The organism is Syntrophaceae bacterium (assembly GCA_013177795.1).
Taxonomy (GTDB): domain Bacteria; phylum Desulfobacterota; class Syntrophia; order Syntrophales; family UBA2192; genus UBA2192.
This window is the reverse complement of the sequence record JABLXY010000001.1, coordinates 197,607-220,035: the sequence shown is the minus strand read 5'-3', so window position 1 is coordinate 220,035 and position 22,429 is coordinate 197,607. Positions and strand designations below refer to the sequence as shown.

Genomic DNA, 22,429 nt, shown 5'->3' with positions numbered 1-22,429 from the left:
TCCGCAGCGCAAACTGTTTGAGCCCGAAGGGCGAGTTTTTGCGTCTGCAGTGAAGCGAGATGTAGACCTGTCGAAAACGCTCAATCGCGCGATGGGTATAAGGCATGGCCGACATCACTTCCCGCAGCACTTCTTGTACTTCTTCCCGCTGCCGCAGGGGCACGGGTCGTTGCGGCCGACCTTTTGCGCCGCCTCTTTTCGTACCTGCTTCACCGGGGCCCCCGCCGTGCCGTGCGTCATGACCACGTCGCGCTGCGTCCGGTCCCGAAGCCCCTCGACCTCCTCCTCCCGCTGGATCTGCACGAGCGAGAGCTTCTGCAGGGTGTCCTGGCGGATGCGGTACAGCATCTCCAGGTACATCTCGTAGCCTTCCTTCTGGTACTCCCGGACGGGGTCCTTCTGGCCGTAGCCCCGCAGGCCGATGCCCTCCCGGAGGTGATCCATCCCCAGCAGGTGATCCTTCCAGAAGGTGTCGATGGACTGCAGCATGATCACCTTCATCAGGTAATCCCAGAGGGGCTTGCCGAAAGCGGCCTCTTTCCGGCGCAGGTGCTCCAGGACCGCACGGCGGATCTCCTCCCGGATCTGCTCCGGACCGCCTGTTTCGCGGCCCGCCTCGCTGAAGCGGAGCCTGAGCGAAAAGAGCTGGTAGAGGATGTCGTCGAGGCCCTTGAGGTTCCACTCTTCAGGGTGCTGCTTCTCGTCGACGTACTCGGCGACGGTGGTCTCGACGACCTCGTCGAGCATCTCCTCGAGCATGCCCCAGGGGTCCTCGCCCTTCAGGACGGCCTTGCGCTGCTCGTAGATGGCCTCGCGCTGCACGTTCATCACGTTGTCGTACTCGAGGAGGTGCTTGCGGATATCGAAGTTGTGGGCCTCCACCCTCCTCTGGGCGGCCTCGATCTGCCGGGTCAGCAGATTCGACTCGATCGGCTGGCCTTCCTCCATCCCGATCCTGTCCATGATCGCACTCATGCGCTCGCCGCCGAAGATCCGAAGCAGGTCGTCCTCCATGGACAGGTAAAACCGCGACGAGCCCGCGTCGCCCTGCCGTCCCGACCGGCCGCGAAGCTGGTTGTCGATCCGGCGGCTCTCGTGTCGCTCCGTGCCGAGGATGTGCAGGCCGCCGAGCTGGGCAACCCCCTCTCCGAGCTTGATGTCGGTGCCGCGTCCCGCCATGTTCGTCGAGATCGTCACGGCGCCGCGCTGCCCCGCCTGCGCGATGATCTCCGCCTCCCGCTCATGATGCTTCGCGTTGAGGACATGGTGCTTCACCCCCTGCCGGGAGAGCATGGCGCTCAGTTTTTCGGATTTCTCGATGGAGATGGTCCCGACGAGAACCGGCCGGCCCTGCCTGTGCAGCTCCTTGATCTCCTCGATGACGGCCTCGAACTTCTCGCGCTCCGTCCGGTAGATCACGTCCGGGTAGTCGGTCCGGATCATCGGCATGTTCGTGGGGATCACCACGACCTCGAGGTTGTAGATCTCCTTGAACTCGGCCGCCTCCGTGTCGGCCGTCCCCGTCATGCCCGCGAGCTTTTCGTACATCCGGAAGAAGTTCTGGAACGTGACCGAGGCCAGCGTCTGGTTCTCCCGTTCGATCTTGACGCCTTCCTTGGCCTCGAGGGCCTGGTGGAGGCCCTCGCTGTATCGGCGGCCGGGCATGAGGCGGCCCGTGAACTCGTCGACGATGATCACCTCGCCGTTTTTCACGACGTAGTCCACGTCCCGCTTGAACAGGGTGTGCGCCTTGAGGGCCTGGTTGACGTGGTGCAGCAGCTCGATGTTGCGCGGGTCGTAGAGGTTCTGGACCTTCAGGGCCTTCTCCACCCTCGCCACGCCCTCCTCGGTCAGGACGACGGTGCGCGCCTTCTCGTCGACCGTGAAGTCCTTCTCGCGCCGGAGCCCCGGGATGATCTGGTTGATGCGGTAGTATTTGTCCGTCGACTCCTCGGAGGGGCCCGAGATGATGAGCGGGGTCCTCGCCTCGTCGATGAGGATGCTGTCGACCTCGTCGACGATGGCATAGTGGAAATCCCTCTGGACGTAGTCCTCGAGGGCGAATTTCATGTTGTCGCGGAGGTAGTCGAACCCGAACTCGTTGTTCGTCCCGTAGGTGATGTCCGACGCGTAGGCCCGGCGCCGCTCCTCGTCGGTGAGGCCGTGGACGATGACCCCGACGGAGAGGCCCAGGAAGTTGTAAATGGGGCCCATCCACGCCGCGTCGCGCCTTGCCAGGTAGTCGTTCACCGTGACGAGGTGACAGCCCCTGCCGGTCAGGGCGTTGAGGTACAGGGGCATGGTCGCCGCGAGCGTCTTGCCCTCCCCCGTTTTCATCTCGGCGATCTTGCCCTCGTGCAGCACGATGCCCCCGATGAGCTGGACGTCGAAGGGCCGCATCCCGACAGTGCGCCGTGCGGCCTCCCGCACGACGGCAAAGGCCTCCGTCAGAATGTCGTCGAGGGTTTGACCGTCCGCGAGCCTTCGCTTGAACTCGGCCGTCTTCGCCTTCAGCTGCTCGTCGCTCAGCGGCCGAATGTCCTCCTCGAAGCGGTTGATCTCGTCCACGAGGGGCGCGATGCGCTTCAGCTCCCGTTCGTTCTTGGTTCCGAAGAGTTTCTGGAAGAATTGCAGCATAACTCCGCCTAAAAAAAACCCGGTAAGTCCTTACCGGATTTTCCGAGAATATACCCTATTTTTTTCCAAAAGGGAATCAGCGCAGATACTTCCTGGGGTTTACGTAGACGCCGTTGAGGCTCACGGAATAGTGCAGGTGTGCGCCGGTGCTGCGGCCCGAGTTGCCCACGTACCCGATGACCTCGCCCCGCCTGACCACCTGCCCCTTGCTCACCGCGGCGCGGAAGAGGTGGGCATAGAGGGTCGAGATGCCCCTTCCGTGCTCGATCTGGATGAGCAGGCCCAGGTCGGGCCTCTTCTCCACGCTGGTCACGATCCCGTCTGCCGGGGCCTGTATGGGGGCGCCGAGCTTGGTTGCGATGTCGATTCCCGTGTGAAACTCCCGCCTGCTGCCGAAGGGGTTGGTCCTGGGACCGAATTCTGAGGTCACCCAACCGGTGACAGGCCATGTCGAGGGCGTCACCGCCGCTATGGACCTTTGGGCACGTAGAAACTCCTGCAGCTCGGCGAGACTCCGCTCCCGTGCCGCGGCGTCCTCGAGCAGGCGGTCCATGTGGCGGTTGAGGTTCGTCAGCTTGTCGGCCCCGGCCTCCCCTGCCGGCATCGGCCCTCCGACCCCGAGGAGCTGTTCGCGGGATGCAGCCGCCTGATCTTTCGTCTGCTTGCGGGACTTCCCGGTCACCTCGCTCGCCATGGCGCGGATCTTTTCGTCCACCTGCTTGAGTTCCGCGAGTTTCCGCTCGAAGAAGGAAACCTTCTCCTGCAGGGTGTCTATCTGCTCCTGCTGGGTCGATGTGAGCTGCCGCAGATTGGCAAGTTCCCACTGTTCCAGCTTGATCGTCAGGTAATCGACTGCGCAGTAGCCGAGGAAAAAGAACAGGACCGCCGAAACGGCCGTTGCGAGGCGGAAATGACGAGGCGTGGCGAGGAACTTCTTGACGGAGTCTTTCTTCTTATGCGGAATGATTAAGAGGGTGTAAAAATGCTTCGGCATTGCTCATCCTCATCCTTTCTTTGTACTCGAAAACCGGATCGAAACGCCTCTCCGCTTTTCCCCTACAAATATGGGAAGAAAGAACTCGCGTGATGCCGAGGGACCTTTCACATCCCCCAAATCAGCGCGTCGCAAACCTGTCGCATCCCGAACCGCAGGCCGGCCGGATCGCGCGCAGGGGTCCTTCATACCTTCAAAAGAACAGCCTGTCAAGCCGAAAGTGCCGTTTTTCGGATAAATGAAACAAATACAACAGGTTGTTGATAACTCAAGGTCAGTTTTCAGCCCTTATCCCGGCGGGCGCCGTGGCTCCCCATCTCGCCTTCGGGGGCTTTCTTGACGACGAGCAGCGGGTCGCCCACCTCGACCGGGTCCCCGGGGTTCTTCAGGATTTCCTGGACCTTGCCGTTGATGGCCGACACGACGTTGTTGAGCATCTTCATGGCCTCGAGCACAATGAGAACCTGACCGGCGGATACCTCGTCGCCCTCGGAGACGGGGACCTCGTTGACGGTCCCCTTGATCGGCGAGCGGATATCGCCGTCCTTGGCCAGGGCCTCGATCTCCTTGGCCGTCAGGGTCACCTTCCTGGCCTCTGCCTTGGCGCCTTCCGGCTCGAGCTCCGTCAGGATGGGCTCGGGGTGATGGTCGATGACGAGATAGGTCACCGCATCACCGCTCGACGTCCTGCGCTGGGGCCCGATGACGATGGAGTGCAGCTTTCCGTAGGCATCGGCAAACTCGATGGAGTCCCCGAGGTTGAACCCGCCCTTCTTGAACCAGACTTTCGGCGGCAGGACCCATACCTTGCCGTATTTTTCCTCGAACTTGAAAAAGCTCACCGCGTCGTTGGGATGCTGGAGATAGAGGACCAGCTCCTCCTCCGAGGCCTTGCGTTCGAGCCTCTTTTCCAGAACGCGTTTCTCGATGGCCAGATCGATGTCCTCGATTTTCTGGTAGCCGTAGTCACGCTCGACGATCTTCTTCCAGTTCGGGCCGAAGACGGCCTCGTAGATCCAGTCGGCGGGCTTGTAGAAGGGTAGCTCGCCGTAGCGGCCCAGCATGAGGTTCTTGAGGTCGTCGTTGGCGTCCTTGTAGCGCGCGCGCTTCAGGACGTTGTTGACCGCCGTGGTCCAGAGGATCTGGGAGCCCGGCGTCACGCTCCACCAGTTGCCGAGCTCGACCTGCACCTTGGGGAGCTCGTGCTGGAGGATCTCCGGCATGAGGTGCAGGAAGTTGCCCTTGACGGCCTGTTCGAAACTCGATCCCGTGGCCCCGCCCGGCAGCTTGTGGATCTGGACGGTGGGGTCGAAGCCGAGAAACTGCGACTCGAAGTCCTTGTAATACTCGCGCTCGGGCCTCAGCTTGTTCGAGGTGTCGATGACGGCCTGCTTGTTGATCCCGACGCAGGGGTACCCGTAGTCCTCGAGGGTCTCGATGATGGTCAGAAGCGGCGGGGGCCCGTAGAAACCCGTGAAGGCATGATCGCCGCCGTTGACGATCTTCGCCCCGTTGCGGACGGCCTCGACGGTCCGCCCGATGTCGTTGCCGTCTGTGTTGTGCCCGTGGTAGTGGATCAGCAGTCCCGGGAACCTGTCGAGGATGGCCTTCACGAGGTCCCCGATCCGCTTCTGCGTCCCAAGCCCCCCGTGGTTCTTGATGCACAGGATGATATCCTCGCCGGTCACATCGAGGATCTCGCCCACCTTCTTCACGTAGTAGGCGTCCGTGTGCTCGGGGCCCGTGGAAAAGCAGATGGCGGGCTCCAGGATCCGGCCGGCGCGCTTCACCTCCTCGAAGACGGGGATCATGTTCCGCACGTAATTGAGGAAGTCGAAGACGCGGAACACGTCGATCACCTCGGCGAAGTGCTGGATGGTCAGGCGCACGACGTTGTCCGGGTAGGGCCGGTAGCCGAAGAGATTGATTCCCCGCACCAGCGTCTGGAACAGGGTGTCGGGCATCATGGACTTGAGCACCCGCAGCTTCTCGAAGGGGTTGACCTGCTTGCGGAGCATGTCCACGTGGATCGAGGCCCCGCCGGAGATCTCGATGGAGAAGTAGCCGCAGGCATTGCGCTCCTCGGCCACGAGCATCTGCGTGTGGGGCAGGACCCGGTTCTTGAAGTCCGACTGGGAGAGGTCCCTCTCCGTGTTCGTCATGAAGTAGCCCTTCGACCGTCGGATCTTGTCCAGTACGTATCGGACCCCGTGCTCCTTGAGCTCCCGGGGTGTGATTCTCTCGTCGATCGGGTGCGTTGACTTTTTCGCCATGGTCTCTTCTTCGTTCCTCTTTCTGCTGATCCGATGCTTCCAACGTTGCGGCGAGAGGCTTACGGCTTCAGGCGAGAGGAGACTCTTTCCTCTTTTCTTTCCTGTGCCTTACGCCCGTTGCCTTGTGCCGATTCAGTACGCGTACGGGTTGATCTTCTTCACGTGGATCTCGGCGATCAGCTTCGCGAGCTTTGCCACCTCCCGTTCCGTCTCCGGGTAATCGAAGATTTCCGGGTGCGTTTCGAGGTAGCTTGTGTCGAAACGGCCGGAGCGGAAGTCCGGCTCGTCGCAGATCGCCAGGTAGAAGGGGATCGTCGTCTTCGGCCCCACGATGTTGAAGCCCAGCAGGGCCCTCTTGAGCCGGTCGATCGTCTCGTTCCAGTCGTATCCGCGGCAGGTGAGTTTCACCATGAGCGAATCGTACTCCGTGGGGATCTTGTAGCCCTGGTAGACGATCCCGTCGAGCCGGATCCCTGGGCCTCCCGGGGACTGGTAGACCTCGACGGTCTTGCCGCCCTCGGGCATGAAGTTGTTCTTGGGGTCCTCCGCGTTGATCCGGACCTGGACCGCCTTTCCCATCATGTGCACGCGCTCCGCGGGGATGTCGATCGCCTCCCCGCGGGCGATCCGGATCTGCTGCCGGACGATGTCCACGCCCGTCAGTTCCTCCGTCACGGTGTGCTCCACCTGCAGGCGCGTGTTGACCTCCATGAACCAGAAGTCGTTCGTCTTCGAGTCCACCAGGAACTCGACCGTCCCGGCGTTGACGTAGTTCGAGCCCTTCGCCGCGGCGATGGCCGCCTCGTACATCCTCTCCAGGACGTCCTTCGGCAGGTCCGCCGGGGCGATCTCGAGGAGTTTCTGGTGCCGGCGCTGGATCGAGCAGTCGCGCGTGCCCAGGTGGATGACGTTGCCGTGCGTGTCGGCCAGGATCTGGACCTCCACGTGGCGGGGCGCCTCGATGCACTTCTCCACGTAGATGCTGTCGTCGTTGAAGGCGCTCTTGGCCTCGGTCCGCGCCACGGGGAGCTGCATGAGCAGGTCCGACTCGTTCTCGACCCTCCGGATCCCCCGACCGCCTCCGCCGAGGGAGGCCTTGAGCATGATCGGGTATCCCGCCTTCTTGCCGAACGCGATGGCCTGCCTGACCCCTTCCTCCCCGGGTGCCAGCGTTCCCGTTCCGGGGACAAAGGGGATGCCCGCCTTTTCCATGATCTGACGGGCCACGACCTTGTTGCCCAGGTCCCGGATCACCGCGGGCGGCGGGCCGATGAAGGTGATTCCCGCTTTCTCGCAGGCCGCAGAGAAGTCCGCGTTTTCCGCCAAAAAGCCGTAGCCCGGGTGAATGGCGTCGGCGCCGCTCTTCTTGGCCGCCCAGATATGCTTCTCGATGTCGAGATAATCCCTGCGGGGACCGTTGCCGATGAGGATGGCCTCGTCGGCCAGCCGGATGAAGTAGGCCTCGCTGTCCGGCTTCTCGTAGACCGCCACGGTCTTGAGGCCCATCTCCATGGCCGTGCGGATGATCCGCAGGGCGATCTCGCCGCGGTTGGCGATCAGGATCTTGCTGATGCGTCTTTCCTTCGTCTTGCTCGCTGCCATCGGGTCCCTTCTTGTCGGGTTCGGGGCTTCTTTTCCGACCACGACATGCGCATCTGATTTTCGTGCGATTTTTGCTTATACGGGCAGACCGAATTGCTGTCAAGGTCTTAATGGCGTTTTTCCCAAAATTGTCTTGACTTTGAAACATCCGTTGGGCTAAACGGTGCGGATATCGATTGTCGAGTGCTGGCGGGAAAGGAGCTCCTATGGCAAAGCACGATACGAAATCCATTCGCAATGTCGCAATCGTGGGTCACGGCGGCACCGGGAAGACGTCGATCGCCGAATCCATGCTCTTCGTCGCCGGAAAAACGGACCGCCTGGGCCGCGTCGACGACGGTACGTCTATCATGGACTGGGAGCCGGAGGAACAGAAGCGCCGCATCTCCATCAGCGCCGCCGTCGCCTTCGTCGACTGGGACAAGCACCGCATCAACATCATGGACACCCCCGGCGACGCCAACTTTGCCATGGACACCCGAAGCTGCCTCCGCGTGGCCGACGCCGCCCTCGTCGTGATCGACGCCGTGGGCGGGGTGGAGTTCCAGACCGAAAAGGTCTGGGAGGCCGCCGACGAGTACGCCCTGCCCCGCCTCATTTTCATCAACAAGATGGACCGGGAGAGAGCCGACTTCGCGAAGGCCCTGGAGAGCATCCGGCAGAAACTGGGCAAGAAGGGCACCCCCCTGTTCATCCCCATCGGCGCCGAGGACAAGTTCAAGGGCGTCATCGACCTGATGCAGATGAAGGCCCTCTCCTTCGACGAGGCCAAGGGGAAGGTGAAGGCGGGTGACATCCCCGCCGAGTTGGCCGACGAGGCGAAGAAGTACCGCGAGGCCATGACCGAGGACATCGCCGAGTGCGACGAGGCGCTCATGGACAAATACCTCGAGAGCGGGGAGCTCAGCGCCGAGGAACTCAGGACGGGCCTCCGGAAGGGGGTTGTCTCCGGCTCCCTGTTCCCCGTGGTCTGCGGTGTTGCCGTGCGCAACATCGGGATCGCGCCCCTCATGGACCTCATCGCGGCCGCCCTCCCCTCGCCTCTCGACCGCGGGGACGCAAAGGGGATCAACCCCGCTACGGGCGCCGAGGAGAAACGCAGCCCCGACGAGAAGGCGCCCTTTTCCGCCTTTGTTTTCAAGACCATCTCCGATCCCTTTGCGGGCCGCCTGACACTCTTCCGGGTCTACTCCGGGACGGCAAGCTCCGACGGCACCTTCTTCAACCCGACCCGCAAGACGACGGAGCGGTTCGGCAACATCTTCCATCTCGACGGGAAGATCCAGCGTCCCGCGGAGATCGTCATCCCCGGCGACATCGCCGCCGTGTCGAAGCTCAAGGAAACCTTCACGGGCGACACGATGACGGACGAGAAAAACCCCATCCAGTACGAGAAGGTCCAGCCGATGCCCGCCATCATCTCCTTCGCCGTCCAGCCCAAGTCCAAGGGCGACGAGGAGAAGATCATGTCGGGCCTCAACCGCCTCGTGGAGGAGGACCCCACGCTGAATTTCCGCCGAGACGAGCAGACCCGCGAGATCATCCTCTCGGGGATGGGGCAGGTCCACATCGAGATCGCCGTCGAGAAGATGAAGCGGAAGTTCGGCGTCGACGTCACCCTGACGACCCCCAAGGTCCCCTACAAGGAGACCATCAAGGGCAAGACGACCGTCCAGGGACGCTACAAGAAACAGTCCGGCGGGCGAGGCCAGTTCGGCGACACGTGGCTCGAGATCGAGCCGCTGCCCCGGGGCGGCGGGTTCGAGTTCGTCGACAAGATCGTCGGCGGCGCGATCCCCCGGAACTTCATCCCCGCCGTCGAGAAGGGCATCGTCGAGGCGATGCTCGAAGGGGTGCTGGCGGGCTACCCCGTCGTGGACGTGAGGGTCTCCCTCTTCGACGGGTCCTTCCACACCGTCGACTCGTCGGAAATGGCCTTCAAGATCGCGGGGTCCATGGGCTTCAAGAAGGGCGTGGAGCAGTGCAACCCGACCCTGCTCGAGCCCATCGTCAACATCGACATCGAGATCCCCGAAGAGTACATGGGCGACGTCATCGGTGATTTGAACTCCCGGCGCGGCCGGGTCATCGGCATGGAGCCCAAGGGCCACAACCAGGTCATCAAGGGGCAGGTGCCGCTGGCCGAGATCCTCCGATACGCCCCGGACCTGCGATCCATCACGAGCGGCCGCGGGACCTTCACGTACACCCACTCCCACTACGAGGAGGTGCCGCCCATGATCGCCGAGAAGGTCATCGCCGCCGCGCGCAAAGAGAAGGAAGAGAAGGGTTGATCCGGGCGGGCGTTCTCACCCTGAGCGACAAGGGGTCCCGCGGGGAGCGCGAGGACCTGAGCGGTCCGGAGGCGGCCCGGATGCTCCGGGAAATCGGGATCGAGACGGTGCACAGCGAGGTCGTGCCCGACGAGGCGGACCTCATCGCGGCAAAGCTCGTCGAGTTCGCCGATGTCCGCAAGCTCGACCTGGTCGTCACGACGGGAGGCACGGGCGTGAGCCCCCGGGACGTCACACCCGACGCGACCCTGGCGATCATCGACCGGGAGATTCCCGGCATGGCAGAGGCCATGCGCCGGGAGAGCATGATGAAGACCCCCCACGCCATGATCTCGAGGGCCGTGGCCGGCATCCGCGGGACAACCCTCATCGTCAACCTGCCCGGCAGCCCCAAGGGAGTGCGTGAAAACCTCGCCGTCGTCCTCCCCGCCCTTAAGCACGCCATCGAGAAGATCAAGGGGGACCCGGCTGACTGCGCATCATGAGAAACGTGGAAGGTGAGAGGTCGAAAAGGTTGGACATCCTCTCCCTCTTACCCTCTTACCCTCTTACCCTCTTACCCTCTTACCCTCTTACCCTCTGATCCATTCCTGCCGGTAGAGCTGTCGGCATTCAATCCGAGAATCCTGCGGAGTGACCCCACGGCCCGCTCCCGGTGCGTGCCGGGCCAGTAGACCCTCCCGCATGCCGGGCAGAGCCTGAATTCCCTCTGTGTCCGGTACACGTACCCGGGAACGCGGTCGCGGATCTCGTCCGGCCGCACCCGCTGCAGGGGGACGTTGCATTCGAGGCACACCGTGAAGAAGCTCGCGGGGTCGGGCGCGAGGCCCAGTTTCCCGATGACCTCGACGAGCTGGTCCTCCACCCTGTCGCTCTCCACGAAGAGGACGGCACCGGGGTGCTGCCGGCCGATGATGTCCTTGCGACGCGTCAGGACGACCCTGCCCTCGCGCTGCGCTGCCAGCAGGAAGGGACGGCCGGCCTCTCCCCGCCAGTATGCCGCGTCGCAGCCGATTATTCTCAGCCACTTCGCAAGACGGCCCAGGGAAGGGTCGGCAAGGAACTTCATGGCGGCCCTGCATCGCGGGACAAGGGTTCGGTCACATCATGCCCGTGGCCTGGGGCGGGGGCGGCTGATAGGATGCGCCGCGCATGAGCGAGAGGTTCTTCTGCTCGAGTTCGTCGATCTTCCGGTAGAGCTTGTTCATCCGCAGCGTCATGCGGAGCCTGTCGATTGCGCCCAGCAGCGCCGCCACGAAGACACCGGTGAGGAACGCGCCGAAGACGATGAGGTAGAGGGGGACCTCCGCGTAGAGGTAACCGTAGTATTTCAGCGAGATGCTGTAGGGGTTCTCGAAGGCGAAGGTGACGAAGAAAAAGGCGAAGGCCAGGATGACGATCAGGTAGACAAACCTCATGGCTGGATCCCCTCCTCGTATTTCCGGAAATGCGGCAAGAGCGTTTCCTTCGTTTTCATGAGATCCTCGGAGATGACCCGAACCTCGCCGAAAACGGACAGGGCGTTCGTGTCCCCGATCCACCGGGGGACGATGTGCATGTGCAGGTGATCCTCCACGCCTGCGCCTGCCGCACGGCCCAGGTTCATGCCCAGGTTGAACCCCTGGGGGTTCAGCGCCTCCTTCAGCACCCGGACGCACCGGGCCGTGAGCTTGAACATCTCGCAGTGCTCCTCCAGCGTCAGGTCCTCGATGTTGTGGAGGTGCCGGTGGGGCGCCACCATGAGATGGCCCGTGATGTAGGGATAACGGTTCATGATGATGAAGGCGTGCCGGCCGTCAAAGAGCACGAATTCGCTGTCGCGGATGGAATCCCTGCAGAAAATGCACCCTTCCACTTTCTTCCCCCTGATGTACTCCATTCGCCACGGCGCGTAGATGCTCTTCATGGGTCACGTATCCCCGCTGCGCTGTCCCGCCTCGTCGAGGTTGATGATCCGCCCCTCGATGGCGTCCTGCCCGATCTCGAGGACACCGACGCATCGGTGAGGGGCATATCGCCGGTCGCAGGCCGAGCCGGGGTTGAAAAAGAGCACCCCCTCACGGACATGGTTCGCCGGGCAGTGGCTGTGGCCGTAGACGATGCAGTCGACGTTTTCGAACTCCCCCCTTAGCCTCTCCTCGAGCCCGACGGGAGAGCCCCACCCGTGAATGAGGCCGATCCGGAAGCGGCCGACTTCGACAACCCTCTTGTACGGGAAACGCACGCCGAGGTGCGGGGGGTCCATGTTGCCGCAGACGGCGATGACGTCCTTGTCCCCGAAGGCGTCGAGGACCGACGGGTCGACGAGGTCGCCCGCGTGCAGGATCATCCCGGCGTCGCAGAAGTGTTCTCGGATGATGGCGCGGAGCCTGTCGTCGGGCTCCCGGAGATGCGTGTCGGAAATGACGCCGATCTTCAACCCAGACCCTCCCGAATGGGCGTGATTATATCGCCCGTCCGCAAAAAGACAAGTGTTTTTTGGGCTGTGCAGGGCGCTTCCCCGCTTTCGGTTTGACTTTTCAGGGCTGCGGGACTAAGATCAAGCCACCTGTTCAGGGGCGCGGGACATGCTTGAAAACACCCTCGAAAAGATCGCCGAGAAGATCCTCAGCCTCGACGAGGCGTCGCTGGCCTCCCTCTGGGACCGCTACAAGCAGAGGATGGAAAAGTTTCAGCCCACCAGGGAATGGGAGCGATCGGTCATCGTGTTCTTCATCATCAACTCCGTGCGCGTCAAGAACCATATCTTCAACGAGCGGATCCTGCAGCATCGGCAACAGGTCGAACCCGGGCCGGAAGAGCCGGCGCCGAAGGGAAAACCCAACCTCAAGCTCGTCAAGTAGATGGACAGAACGCAGGCCCTCAAGCGGATCAGCGAACTCCGGGACCTCATCGATTACCACAACCGCCGCTACTATCAGCTCGACGACCCCGAGATCTCGGACGCCGAATACGACCGGCTCATGCGCGAGTTGATGGAGCTCGAGGCGCAGCACCCGGACGTCGACCGGACCGGGTCCCCCACCCAGCGCGTGGGTGCCGCCCCTCTCGAGAAGTTCCGATCCGTCACCCACCTCACCCCGATGCTCAGTCTCAACAACGCCTTCTCGGAGCAGGAGATGATCGAGTTCCACGAGCGGCTCCGGCGCCTGCTGGGCGACCGGGCGGAGCTGGACTACGTGGCGGAACCGAAAATCGACGGCGTCGCCGTCAACCTCGTTTACGAAGACGGGCGTCTCGCGGTCGGCGCCACGCGCGGCGACGGGGCGACCGGGGAGGACGTGACGCAGAACCTCCGGACGATCCGCACCCTGCCCCTGCAGATGGCCCCCGTGCCGGGCCGCCGGTTCCCGGCGCGGATCGAGATCCGCGGGGAGGTCTACCTCGAGAAAGAGGCCTTTCGGAAGCTCAACGAACGCAGGCTCTCCCAGGGGGAAAACGCCTTTGCCAACCCCCGAAACGCCGCGGCGGGGTCCCTGCGGCAGCTCGACCCCCGCATCACGGCCCGCAGGCCCCTCGGCATCTTCTGCTACGGCACAGGCCTCGTCGAGGGCGCGAGCTTCCGGAGCCACTGGGACATCCTGAAGGCTCTGCAGGAGTGGGGGTTCCCCACGAACCCGAACGCCCGGCTCGCCCGCAACATCGAGGACTGCATCGCCTACAGGCGCCACATGGAGTCCATCCGGGACAGGCTCCCGTACGAGATCGACGGGATCGTCATCAAGGTCAATTCCCTGTCCCTCCAGGAACAGCTGGGCACGGTTTCCCGGAGCCCCCGCTGGGCCGTGGCGGTCAAGTTCGCCCCCACGCAGGCCACGACGGTCATCGAGGACATCATCGTCGGCATCGGCCGAACCGGCGTTCTGACGCCCGTGGCGGTCATGAAGCCCGTGCAGGTCGGCGGGGTGACCGTCACCCACGCCACGCTCCACAACGAGGACGAGATCCTGAAAAAAGGCATCCACGTGGGGGACACCGTCATCGTCCAGCGTGCCGGCGACGTCATCCCCGAGGTGGTGAAGGTCGTCGAGTCGAAGCGCACGGGCCGCGAGAAACCCTTCCGGATGCCCGAGCGATGCCCCTTCTGCGATTCCCCCGTCGTCCGGCCCGAGGGAGAGGTCGCCTACCGCTGCGTCAACCCCGACTGCGGTGCCCAGCTGCGGGAGAGGATCAAGCACTTCGTCTCCCGCAACGGCATGGACATCGAGGGGATCGGCGACAAGATCGTCAGCCGGCTGCTGGAATCCGGCATCATTCGGGACGCGGCCGACCTCTACCGCATCACGAAGGAGCAGCTGCTCGAGCTCGAGCGCTTCGCCGACAAGTCCGCGGAGAACCTGATCGCCGCGATCGAAGGCTCGAAGCGTCCGCCGCTCGAGCGGTTCCTCTTCGCCCTGGGCATCCGGCACGTGGGCGAGTACGTGGCAAAGATCCTGGCGAGGACATTCGGCAGCCTCGCGGCGATCGAGGCGGCAAGCAAGGAGGAACTCACGGCGGTCGAAGGGATCGGGCCCACGATCGCGGAGAGCATCTACGGGTTCTTCCACGACCCGCGTCACATCCGGCTCCTCCGGAAACTGGAAGAGGCCGGCGTGAAGCCCGTGGCCCGGAAGCGGCCGGCGTCGGGTGCGCTCCGGGGAAAGACCTTTGTCTTCACGGGGGGCCTCAAGGCCTTCTCCCGGGAGAAGGCGAAGGAAGTGGTGGAATCCCTCGGGGGGAAGGCGGCATCGTCGGTGTCGAAGAACACGGACTATGTCGTCGCCGGCGAGGACCCCGGTTCGAAAGTCGACAAGGCGAAGGCCCTTGGGGTGCCGATCCTCGACGAGGAGGGTTTCCTCAAGCTCATCGCGGAGGCGGAAAAAACGTAGACGGGTACGAGGCGCGCACCCTCACGCCCTTCGCCTTTTGCCTTCGGCCTATAGCCTGGTTCTCATGAAACGCATCCACGTCACCATCTCCGGCAGGGTACAGGGCGTCTTCTTCCGGGCCAGGACCCGCGATGAGGCCGTCCGGAACAATGTGCGGGGGTGGGTGCGGAACCTTCCCGACGGGCGCGTCGAAGCGGTGTTCGAGGGAAAGCCCGAGGACGTCGACCGCGTCGTCGCGTGGTGCCGTATCGGCCCCCGCCATGCCGTGGTCGACCGCGTCGAGGCGGTCGAGGAACCCTACACCGGGGCATTCCGAAGCTTCGAGATCCGTTATGGCTCCTGAAGGGCGAACGCCCGCCGGGCGCCGAACCACGCAATAGAAAAATCCATACAGGAGGGAAATGCGATGAGGAGACTCTGTTTGTTGCGCGCAGCCGCGTTGGGCCTGCTCCTTGTCCTGGCCCCGACCGTTCAGGTCTTGGCCGCCGGCGAGGGCGCAAGGCTGGCCGATTTCCACCTCAAGAAACAGCCCGCCCCCGCCCTCGAGCCAGCCCCGACGCTCGAAGAGGCCATGAAGATCCAGGCCGAATTCATTGCCGCCATCAAGCCTGTGTACGGCGGGGTCATCGGCTACAAGGCGGGACTGACGAACCCCAGCGTCCAGAAGGTCTTCGGCGTGACGGCCCCCGTTCGCGGGACGCTGCTCGAAAAGATGATCCTCAAGTCCGGCACGGCGATCGAGGCGAACTTCGGGGCGAGGCCCCTGTACGAGGGCGACCTGATCCTGCGGGTCGGCAGCGATGCGGTCAACACGGCGAAGACCCCGATGGAGGCCCTGGCCGGGATCGACGCGGCCATCCCCTTCATCGAGCTGCCCGATCTCGTGTTCGCCAGGGACGTGAAGATCAACGGGGCGCTGCTCGCCGCCGTCAACGTCGCCGCACGCTACGGCGTCGTGGGGGAGCCCATCCCGGTGGCGGCAACACCGGAATGGATGGAGCGGCTCAAGACGTTCACGTGCCAGATCTACGACGAGAAGGGCGCGATGCTCATCGAGGCGCCGGGCTCGAGCCTCCTCGAGCACCCGATGAACGTAGTGCTGTGGATCCGGGATTCGCTCAAGGCCGACGGCATCGCCCTGAAGAAGGGGGACCTGCTGTCCCTCGGCACGATCACGAAACTCACACCCACGGCGCCCAACACGATGATCCGGGCCCGCTACGTGGGTCTCGACCCGAAAGGCCCTGTCGAGATCTCGGTGATCTTCAAGTAACCTGCCAGGCCGAAGCCGGCCGGCGGTCATGGCAGCCCCGTGCCATGGCCTCCGGCCGTTTCTTCGCGTCGATACGGTGGGTAACGTCAAGTGTTATGTGTCATGACGAGGAAAGGGGTCATGGTTTTTTCTTTCAGGTTCTCATGGGTAAAGATGGCATAGAGGATTCTCTCCATGCTGGTTCGATCGGAGAAGACGCCCATGGGCGGGTTCTCCTGCGGACCTCGCGGAATCTGCGTTCGATGAGGTTGGTGGTCCGGATCGTGGGCCAGAGCTTGGGATGGGGCAGCCGGAAGAACGCCAGGAGTTCTTCCTCGTGGCTCATGAGGCTCTTGACGGCCTTGGGATAGAGCGGGCGCCAGATGCGGCAGAAGCGCTGCAGGACGGCTTGGGCCTCGCGCAGAGAGGCGGCATGGCTGATGGCGTGCAGGTCCTTCTTCATGGCGGCCTGGTCGCTCTTGCGGGCGTAGTTGAGGACGTTGCGGGTTTTATGCACCCAGCAGCGCTGCAGGGGCACCTGCGGATAGACAAAGGGCAGGGCGGCCAGCAGGCCCCGGCCCCCGTCGGTGATGATCATCTCGAGCCCCTCGCCCGTGAGTCCCCGTCGATACAGATCCGTGAGGAAGACCTCCCAGGCGCTCTGTGACTCGGCGTGGGCGATCCGGAAGTCGATGATCTCCTTGCGGCCCTGGGCCGTCACCCCCAGGACCACCAGGACGACGCGCGTGGAGGCCCCGGCTCCGGTTCTGCGCTTGAGCACCACCCCGTCGAACAGCAGGAACCGGTAGGCTCGGCGCAGCGGCCGTCTGTGGAAGGCGCTCACGGCCGCATCGAGCCTCCGGGCCACCCGGCTCACCGTCGTGGCGCTGACGGGCTCGCCCAGAACCGGCATCAGGGCGTGGGCGATCTTGCGGGTGGAGATCCCGAGGACAAAGCACGCCAGGATCATCCGCTCCACGCAGCCGATGCGGCGGGCGTAGGCCCGGACCACCCCGATCATGCTGGTCTTGCGGCTCCGGGGCACCCGCAGCTCGATATCCCCCAGCTCGGTGAGCAGGTGACGGCAGTAGCTGCCGTTGCGCCGGTCCGCCAGCGAGCGGCCCACCTCGTCGAGATAGCGGTCCAGCCGGTCGTTCACTGGTCTTCCAAGATCCCGACCAGGGCCTGACGGGCCGCAGAGCGGTAATCCGCATCCCACTCCGGCGACAGGTTCATCTCCTTGATTATCCGGTGCGCTTGTGACAAACTCTTGATCGGCAAACCAACTGTCCTCATGGGGTACCTCCTTATGGGATGTCGCAATCTTGGGGGTACCCCTTTCCTGTCTCTGACACAAGATATGATACGCTACCATACGGTGCCTTACCTTGACAGGCCGCCGAATCTCTTTTACAGTAAGTCCGTTGCTTTTTTGAAGGACGACCAGGCCTTTTCAGGAAACGTGGCCCGGTGCGTCAACTCAATCAACCCATGAAGCCAGGCGAAAAAACGATCCCTGCCGCAGAACGCCAAACGCAGCCCGAGGCTGACCTCCCCTCACCCTCGCGACCCCGAGGCAGCGACCACATCTTCAGGACTCTCACCGAAAAGTCTTTCGTGGGGATGTACGTGGCCCAGAACGGCCTGTTCGTGCGCGTCAACCCTATCGTTGCCTCCGTTTCCGGCTACGCGATCGAAGAACTCGAGGGGCGTCGGGCCGACAGCCTCATCCACCCCGAGGACGTGGCAACGGCCCGACGGATGGCACGGGAGATGCTCCTGGGGAAGCGCATGACGGCCCACGAGTTCCGCATCGTCACCCGAGCGGGCGACGTCCGTTGGGTGATGGAGGCGGTCACGCCGATCACCTACTCGGGCAGGCCCGCCGTCTTCGGCCATTTCATGGACATCACCGACCGCAAATGCATGGAAGAGAAGCTCCGCGAATCGGAGACTCTCTACCGCACCATCTTCGAGACGACAGGCACGGCCACGATCATCATCGAGGAGGATACAACCGTTGCCCTCGTCAACTCGGAGTTCGAACGCCTCTACGGGGCGCCCAAGGAGTACTGGGAAGGAAAGCGCAGCTGGTTGGAATTTGCGGAAGAAAAGGAACGCCAACGGATGCTGCAGTACCACAATCTCAGGCGCCGGGATCCCGGCGCGGCCCCGAGCCGGTACGAGTTCCGATTCGTCAACCGGAAAGGGGAAACAAAGGACGTTCTCGTCACGATCTCCATGATCCCGGGGACCCGCCGCAGCGTCTCCTCCCACGCCGACATCACGGAGCTGAAACGACAGCAGAAGGCGTTGATCCGGCGTGAGCGGGAGATCCAGGCCAAATCGCGTACCCTCGAGGAGATGAACACGGCCCTGAGGGTCCTGCTCAAGCAGCGCGATCAGGACCAGCGCGACATGGAGGAAAAGGTGCTTGGCAACATCAAGCACCTCGTGATTCCCTATCTCGCCAAGCTCAAGACAGGCCGTCTCGGCGAGCAGGAACGCTCCTGCGTCAAGGTCCTGGAGTCGAACCTGTTGAGCATCATGTCGCCCTTCTCCCAGCGGCTCTCCTCGAAGGTTCTCAACCTCACCCCCAAGGAACTCCAGGTGGCCAATCTCGTCAAGGAAGGGCGGACGAGCAAGGAGATTGGAGAGCTGCTTGGCGTCTCGCCTGCAACGGTCGCCCTCCACCGCAACCGCATCCGAAAGAAGCTCGCCGTCACAGGCAAGAAGCTCAATCTCCGCACGTACCTCGCTTCGCTGGAATGACTGTATATTTTTCATATACACTTCATATTCGTTCGTATCCTATTGCCCTTCCCGCCGTGCTGCCTTAGATTGCACACCGTTATCGGACGTCAGGCCGTCCACCCGAACCGAAGGCCCCTTCGGCGGCTCCCCAGACGCGTTCGAGTGTCCTTCGGCCTGGCTTCCTGGCGTTGCGTTCTCACGCCCGGACGTCGAACAACGGAGGTCATCGCTTCCTAGAATCACACCAGGGATCTCTTGGCTCCCCCGGTTTGAGCCGTCTGCCGTTTCCACGGGTTGCCGAATGCCGCGATTGACGCATGCGTGCGGCTGCAGGTCCGGCGTGTTGCGACTTCAGAACATGGAGCCCGGACGACAGCGGCCGGTTTCACGCTGCTGCCGAAGCACGCAGCCTTGGTGAGCCCGTCTGGGGAACGCGGATGTCCCGATGCCCGAACAAGTCGGGCGCCGTCTCTCACGACACATGCAAATTCGAAAGCGTTACAACTCGTTCCCGGATATACGGGAAAACTACTTCAAAGGGGTATAGGTTATGAATTTCGCACTGACCGAAGAGCAACAGATGGTGAAGGACCAGGTAACCAAGTTCGCCGAGACGAAGATCAAGCCCATTGCGGCGGAGCTGGACAGGACCCACCGGCACCCGGAGGAGATCTGCCGGGCCCTGGGCGAGATGGGCGTCATGGGTGTTGCGATCCCCACGGAGTACGGCGGGGCCGGCATGGACAACGTGACCTACGTCCATGCGATGATCGCGATCTCCAAGGCCTGCGCGAGCTGCGGCGTCATCGTCTCCGTCAACAACTCGCTCTACGGCTACCCCGTGAAGACCTTCGGGACCCACGAGCAGAAGCTCAAGTACCTCACGCCCGTGGCGAGCGGCAAGGTCGAGGGCTGCTACGCCCTGACGGAGGCCAACGCGGGCTCCGACGCGGCGTCGCTGGCCTGCCGCGCCATCCTCAAGGGCGACAAGTACATCATCAACGGCACGAAGCGTTTCATCACCAACGGCAACGTGGCCCGCTACTGCGTGCTGGCCGCCACGACGGACCCGTCGCTCGGCTACAAGGGCGTCGTGAACTTCATCGTCGACCTCAAGGAGACCAAGGGCTTCTCGCTGGGCAAGATCGAGGAGAAGATGGGCATCCTGGCCTCGGGGACGGCGGAGCTGGTGTTCGAGGACGCCGAGGTCCCGGCGGAGAACCTGCTGGGCAAGGTCGGCCAGGGGTTCAAGCAGATGATGATGGGCCTCGACTGCGGCCGCATCGGGATCGGCTCCCAGGCCTGCGGTATCGGCAAGGCGGCCCTGGAGGACGCGCTGAACTACGCCAAGGAGCGCGTGCAGTTCGGCAAGCCCATCGCCTCCTTCCAGGCCATCCAGTTCAAGCTCGCCGACATGGCGACGGAGCTCGAGGCGGCGGAGCTGCTGCTGCTGAAAGCGGCCTGGATGGAGGACAACGACATGGACTACGAGAAGGAGTCCGCCATGGCGAAGATGTACGCCTCGGATGTGGCCATGCGGGCCGCCATCGAGGGCGTCCAGATCTTCGGCGGCTACGGCTACTGCAAGGAGTACCCGGCGGAGCGCCACATGCGGGACGCCAAGATCTGCCAGATCTACGAGGGCACCAACGAGATCCAGCGCGTCGTCATCGCCCGCAAGCTGCTGCGGTAGGAGGATTCGATCCATGCGCCATGCCGAGGAATACCGGAAGAAACTCGTGACGCCCGAGGAGGCCGTCCGGGTGGTCCGTTCGGGGGATTGGGTGGAATACGGGCAGTTCGCCGTATCGGCCGTCGCGCTCGACAAGGCCCTCGCGGCCCGAGTGGACGAGCTCTGGGACGTGAAGATCCGCGCCACGACCCGGGCCGTGGGGATCCCCGAGACGGTCAAGGCCGACCCGACGACGGAGCATTTCGTCTATCACAACCTCCACTTCAGCGGGCATGACCGCAAGGCCCACGACCAAGGGTTATGCTGGTTCGTTCCCATCCTCTACCACGAGGTGCCCCGCTACTACCGTGAGAACTGTCAGGTTGACGTGGCGATGTTGCCCGTGGCACCCATGGACCGCAACGGCTACTTCAACTTCAGTTTGTCGAACTCCCACGCCCGCGCCGTCTGCGACAGGGCGAAGACGATCATCGTCGAGGTCAATCCCCGGCTCCCCGTGTGCCTCGGCGGCCGCGAGGAGAATGTCCACATCTCCGAGGTGAACCAGATCGTCGAGAGCGATTGGGAGGTGCCGGAGCTCCCCCCTGTCGAGCCGAGCGAGGTGGACCGCAAGATCGCTTCGCTCATCGTGGGAGAACTGCGGGACGGCTGCTGCATCCAGCTTGGCATCGGCGGCATGCCGAATGCCGTGGGCTCCATGATCGCCCGGTCGGATCTGAAGGACCTGGGCATTCACACGGAGATGTTCTGTGACTCCATGATGGAAATGGCCTTGGCGGGCCGTGTGACGGGCGGCCGCAAAGCGACGGATCGCGGCAAGATCGCCTACACGTTCTGCCTGGGTTCGAAGGCCTGCTATGACTTCCTCGACCGCAACCCGATGTGCGCGTCCTACCCCGTGAACTACACGAACGACCCCTTCGTGATCGCACAGAACGACAATTTCGTCGCCATCAACAACTGCGTGGAGATCGATCTGTTCGGCCAGGTCTGCTCGGAGTCTTCCGGGACTCGGCACATCAGCGGCACGGGCGGCCAGGTGGATTTCACCTACGGCGCGTACCGCTCGAAGGGCGGCAAGGCGTTTCTGTGCATGAGCTCCACCTTCGAGAAGAAGGGCACAGTCGTCTCGCGTATCAAGCCGCTGCTGAGGGATGGATCCATCGTCACGGATCCACGATCGCTGGTGTCCTACGTCGTGACGGAGTACGGCATCGTGAACCTCAAGGGCAAATCGACGTGGGAACGGGCCGAGGCCCTGATATCGATCGCGCACCCGGATTTCAGGGACGAGCTTGTCCGCGAGGCGGAAAAGATGGGGATCTGGCGGCGCTCCAACAGGAAGCGAAACGAAATGGCCGCGGTCATGTCATTTCACCGCTGACCTTCTTCGTAACGGCCCCTCTGCGACTCCCCATTCCTCCCGAAAGAGGTTAGGGGAGCGGGCACGTTACACCTCCTCTCGAGAGGGTCGGCGTCTTGCCAGGGCACCCGCATCCCTTTCCGGATGGGACAACACCTCCCTCCGTCCCGCCGGAGAGGGATGCGGCCGTTCCCTGTTCACCCGGTGACGCCTGTGCGGCACACCGCATCCGTGAGGGCCTGCAAAGGGGGGCGGGTGCCGCGCCCGCCCCAGCCCTCGTGAAAACAGAGATTTCAGGCCCCGCAGATCACGGAGATCTCGACGGCGGCATCCTTGGGAAGCCGGGCCACCTGGACGGTCTCACGGGCGGGCGGGTCGGCGGGGAAATACCGCGCGTAGATCGCGTTGAAGGCCGCAAAATCGCTCATGTCCCGCAAAAACACCGTCGATTTCAGCACGTTCCCAAGTGTCATGCCGGCCGCCCCGACGATGGCCTTGAGGTTCTCCAGGGCCCGGGCGGCCTGCGCTTCAATCCCGGGTCCGGCCAGGTCACCCGTCTTCGGGTCCATCCCCAGCGTCCCCGACACGAACAGCAGGTTCCCGTACCGTACGGCCTGCGAATAGGGCCCGATCGCCGCGGGAGCCTCGGCGGATGCCACGATGGTCTTCATGGTGTCCCCTCCTTTTCGATTCGCTTTC

The 22,429-nt window shown here is 63.4% G+C and carries 20 protein-coding genes; 9 read left to right on the top strand and 11 right to left on the bottom strand.

Annotated elements, in window-relative coordinates:
- Nucleotides 1-114: 114 nt before the first annotated feature.
- From secA to HPY67_00935, 4 genes are all read right to left on the bottom strand, one after another.
- Nucleotides 115-2,637: a preprotein translocase subunit SecA gene (secA, locus tag HPY67_00950; protein NPV03293.1), complete on the bottom strand. Its 2,523-nt coding sequence runs from the start codon at nt 2,635-2,637 to the stop codon at nt 115-117.
- Nucleotides 2,638-2,713: 76 nt separating this feature from the next.
- Entirely contained in the window at nt 2,714-3,631 is a 918-nt protein-coding gene (locus tag HPY67_00945; GenBank protein ID NPV03292.1) for a peptidoglycan DD-metalloendopeptidase family protein, read from the bottom strand.
- Nucleotides 3,632-3,912: 281 nt separating this feature from the next.
- Nucleotides 3,913-5,904: a biotin/lipoyl-binding protein gene (locus HPY67_00940; GenBank protein ID NPV03291.1), complete on the bottom strand. Its 1,992-nt coding sequence runs from the start codon at nt 5,902-5,904 to the stop codon at nt 3,913-3,915.
- Between the two features lie 132 nt (nt 5,905-6,036).
- The gene (locus HPY67_00935) at nt 6,037-7,506 is read right to left on the bottom strand and encodes an acetyl-CoA carboxylase biotin carboxylase subunit (GenBank protein ID NPV03290.1); all 1,470 of its coding nucleotides are present in this window, start codon (nt 7,504-7,506) and stop codon (nt 6,037-6,039) included.
- 206 nt (nt 7,507-7,712) lie between these two features.
- Here HPY67_00935 and fusA point away from each other — a divergent pair, with 206 nt between their 5' ends.
- Nucleotides 7,713-9,800 carry an elongation factor G gene (gene fusA, locus HPY67_00930; GenBank protein ID NPV03289.1) on the top strand — a complete coding sequence of 696 codons (2,088 nt, stop codon included), beginning with the start codon at nt 7,713-7,715 and terminating at the stop codon, nt 9,798-9,800.
- The gene (locus HPY67_00925; protein NPV03288.1) at nt 9,800-10,285 is read left to right on the top strand and encodes a MogA/MoaB family molybdenum cofactor biosynthesis protein; all 486 of its coding nucleotides are present in this window, start codon (nt 9,800-9,802) and stop codon (nt 10,283-10,285) included. The genes fusA and HPY67_00925 overlap by 1 nt, the downstream gene beginning before the upstream one ends.
- 71 nt (nt 10,286-10,356) lie before the next feature.
- Here the strand turns inward: HPY67_00925 and HPY67_00920 are convergent, their stop codons facing one another.
- Genes HPY67_00920 through HPY67_00905 form a run of 4 tightly spaced genes read right to left on the bottom strand, consistent with a single transcriptional unit; the run spans nt 10,357 to nt 12,219 of the window.
- Complete coding sequence (locus tag HPY67_00920) at nt 10,357-10,869, bottom strand: hypothetical protein (protein NPV03287.1); 513 nt, start codon at nt 10,867-10,869, stop codon at nt 10,357-10,359.
- Nucleotides 10,870-10,900: 31 nt separating this feature from the next.
- Nucleotides 10,901-11,218, bottom strand: coding sequence for a LapA family protein (locus tag HPY67_00915; protein ID NPV03286.1), 318 nt, complete (start codon nt 11,216-11,218; stop codon nt 10,901-10,903).
- Nucleotides 11,215-11,706, bottom strand: coding sequence for an HIT domain-containing protein (locus HPY67_00910; GenBank protein ID NPV03285.1), 492 nt, complete (start codon nt 11,704-11,706; stop codon nt 11,215-11,217). Before HPY67_00910 ends, HPY67_00915 begins: the two co-directional genes overlap by 4 nt.
- A gap of 3 nt (nt 11,707-11,709) precedes the next feature.
- Nucleotides 11,710-12,219, bottom strand: coding sequence for a metallophosphoesterase family protein (locus HPY67_00905; protein NPV03284.1), 510 nt, complete (start codon nt 12,217-12,219; stop codon nt 11,710-11,712).
- 148 nt (nt 12,220-12,367) lie between these two features.
- On the opposite strand from HPY67_00905, the gene HPY67_00900 reads away from it, so the two are divergent.
- From HPY67_00900 to HPY67_00885, 4 genes are all read left to right on the top strand, one after another.
- Nucleotides 12,368-12,643, top strand: coding sequence for a hypothetical protein (locus HPY67_00900; GenBank protein ID NPV03283.1), 276 nt, complete (start codon nt 12,368-12,370; stop codon nt 12,641-12,643).
- Nucleotides 12,644-14,668, top strand: coding sequence for an NAD-dependent DNA ligase LigA (gene ligA, locus HPY67_00895; protein ID NPV03282.1), 2,025 nt, complete (start codon nt 12,644-12,646; stop codon nt 14,666-14,668).
- Between the two features lie 64 nt (nt 14,669-14,732).
- Nucleotides 14,733-15,011: an acylphosphatase gene (locus HPY67_00890; protein ID NPV03281.1), complete on the top strand. Its 279-nt coding sequence runs from the start codon at nt 14,733-14,735 to the stop codon at nt 15,009-15,011.
- 63 nt (nt 15,012-15,074) lie between these two features.
- Entirely contained in the window at nt 15,075-15,941 is an 867-nt protein-coding gene (locus tag HPY67_00885) for a hydratase (GenBank protein ID NPV03280.1), read from the top strand.
- Nucleotides 15,942-16,074: 133 nt separating this feature from the next.
- Here the strand turns inward: HPY67_00885 and HPY67_00880 are convergent, their stop codons facing one another.
- Nucleotides 16,075-17,079: an IS256 family transposase gene (locus tag HPY67_00880; GenBank protein ID NPV03279.1), complete on the bottom strand. Its 1,005-nt coding sequence runs from the start codon at nt 17,077-17,079 to the stop codon at nt 16,075-16,077.
- Complete coding sequence (locus tag HPY67_00875) at nt 17,076-17,216, bottom strand: hypothetical protein (protein NPV03278.1); 141 nt, start codon at nt 17,214-17,216, stop codon at nt 17,076-17,078. Before HPY67_00875 ends, HPY67_00880 begins: the two co-directional genes overlap by 4 nt.
- A 321-nt stretch (nt 17,217-17,537) precedes the next feature.
- On the opposite strand from HPY67_00875, the gene HPY67_00870 reads away from it, so the two are divergent.
- The 3 genes from HPY67_00870 to HPY67_00860 all read left to right on the top strand — a co-directional run bounded on the left by HPY67_00870 (nt 17,538) and on the right by HPY67_00860 (nt 21,751).
- Entirely contained in the window at nt 17,538-18,692 is a 1,155-nt protein-coding gene (locus tag HPY67_00870; GenBank protein ID NPV03277.1) for a PAS domain S-box protein, read from the top strand.
- Between the two features lie 532 nt (nt 18,693-19,224).
- A complete protein-coding gene (locus HPY67_00865) occupies nt 19,225-20,367 on the top strand; it encodes an acyl-CoA dehydrogenase (GenBank protein NPV03276.1) in 1,143 nt (380 codons plus the stop codon).
- Between the two features lie 13 nt (nt 20,368-20,380).
- Nucleotides 20,381-21,751, top strand: coding sequence for a butyryl-CoA:acetate CoA-transferase (locus HPY67_00860; protein ID NPV03275.1), 1,371 nt, complete (start codon nt 20,381-20,383; stop codon nt 21,749-21,751).
- 272 nt (nt 21,752-22,023) lie between these two features.
- Here HPY67_00860 and HPY67_00855 read toward each other — a convergent pair whose 3' ends face one another.
- Nucleotides 22,024-22,401, bottom strand: a complete 378-nt coding sequence (locus HPY67_00855; protein ID NPV03274.1) for a reactive intermediate/imine deaminase — start codon at nt 22,399-22,401, stop codon at nt 22,024-22,026.
- Nucleotides 22,402-22,429: the final 28 nt, after the last annotated feature.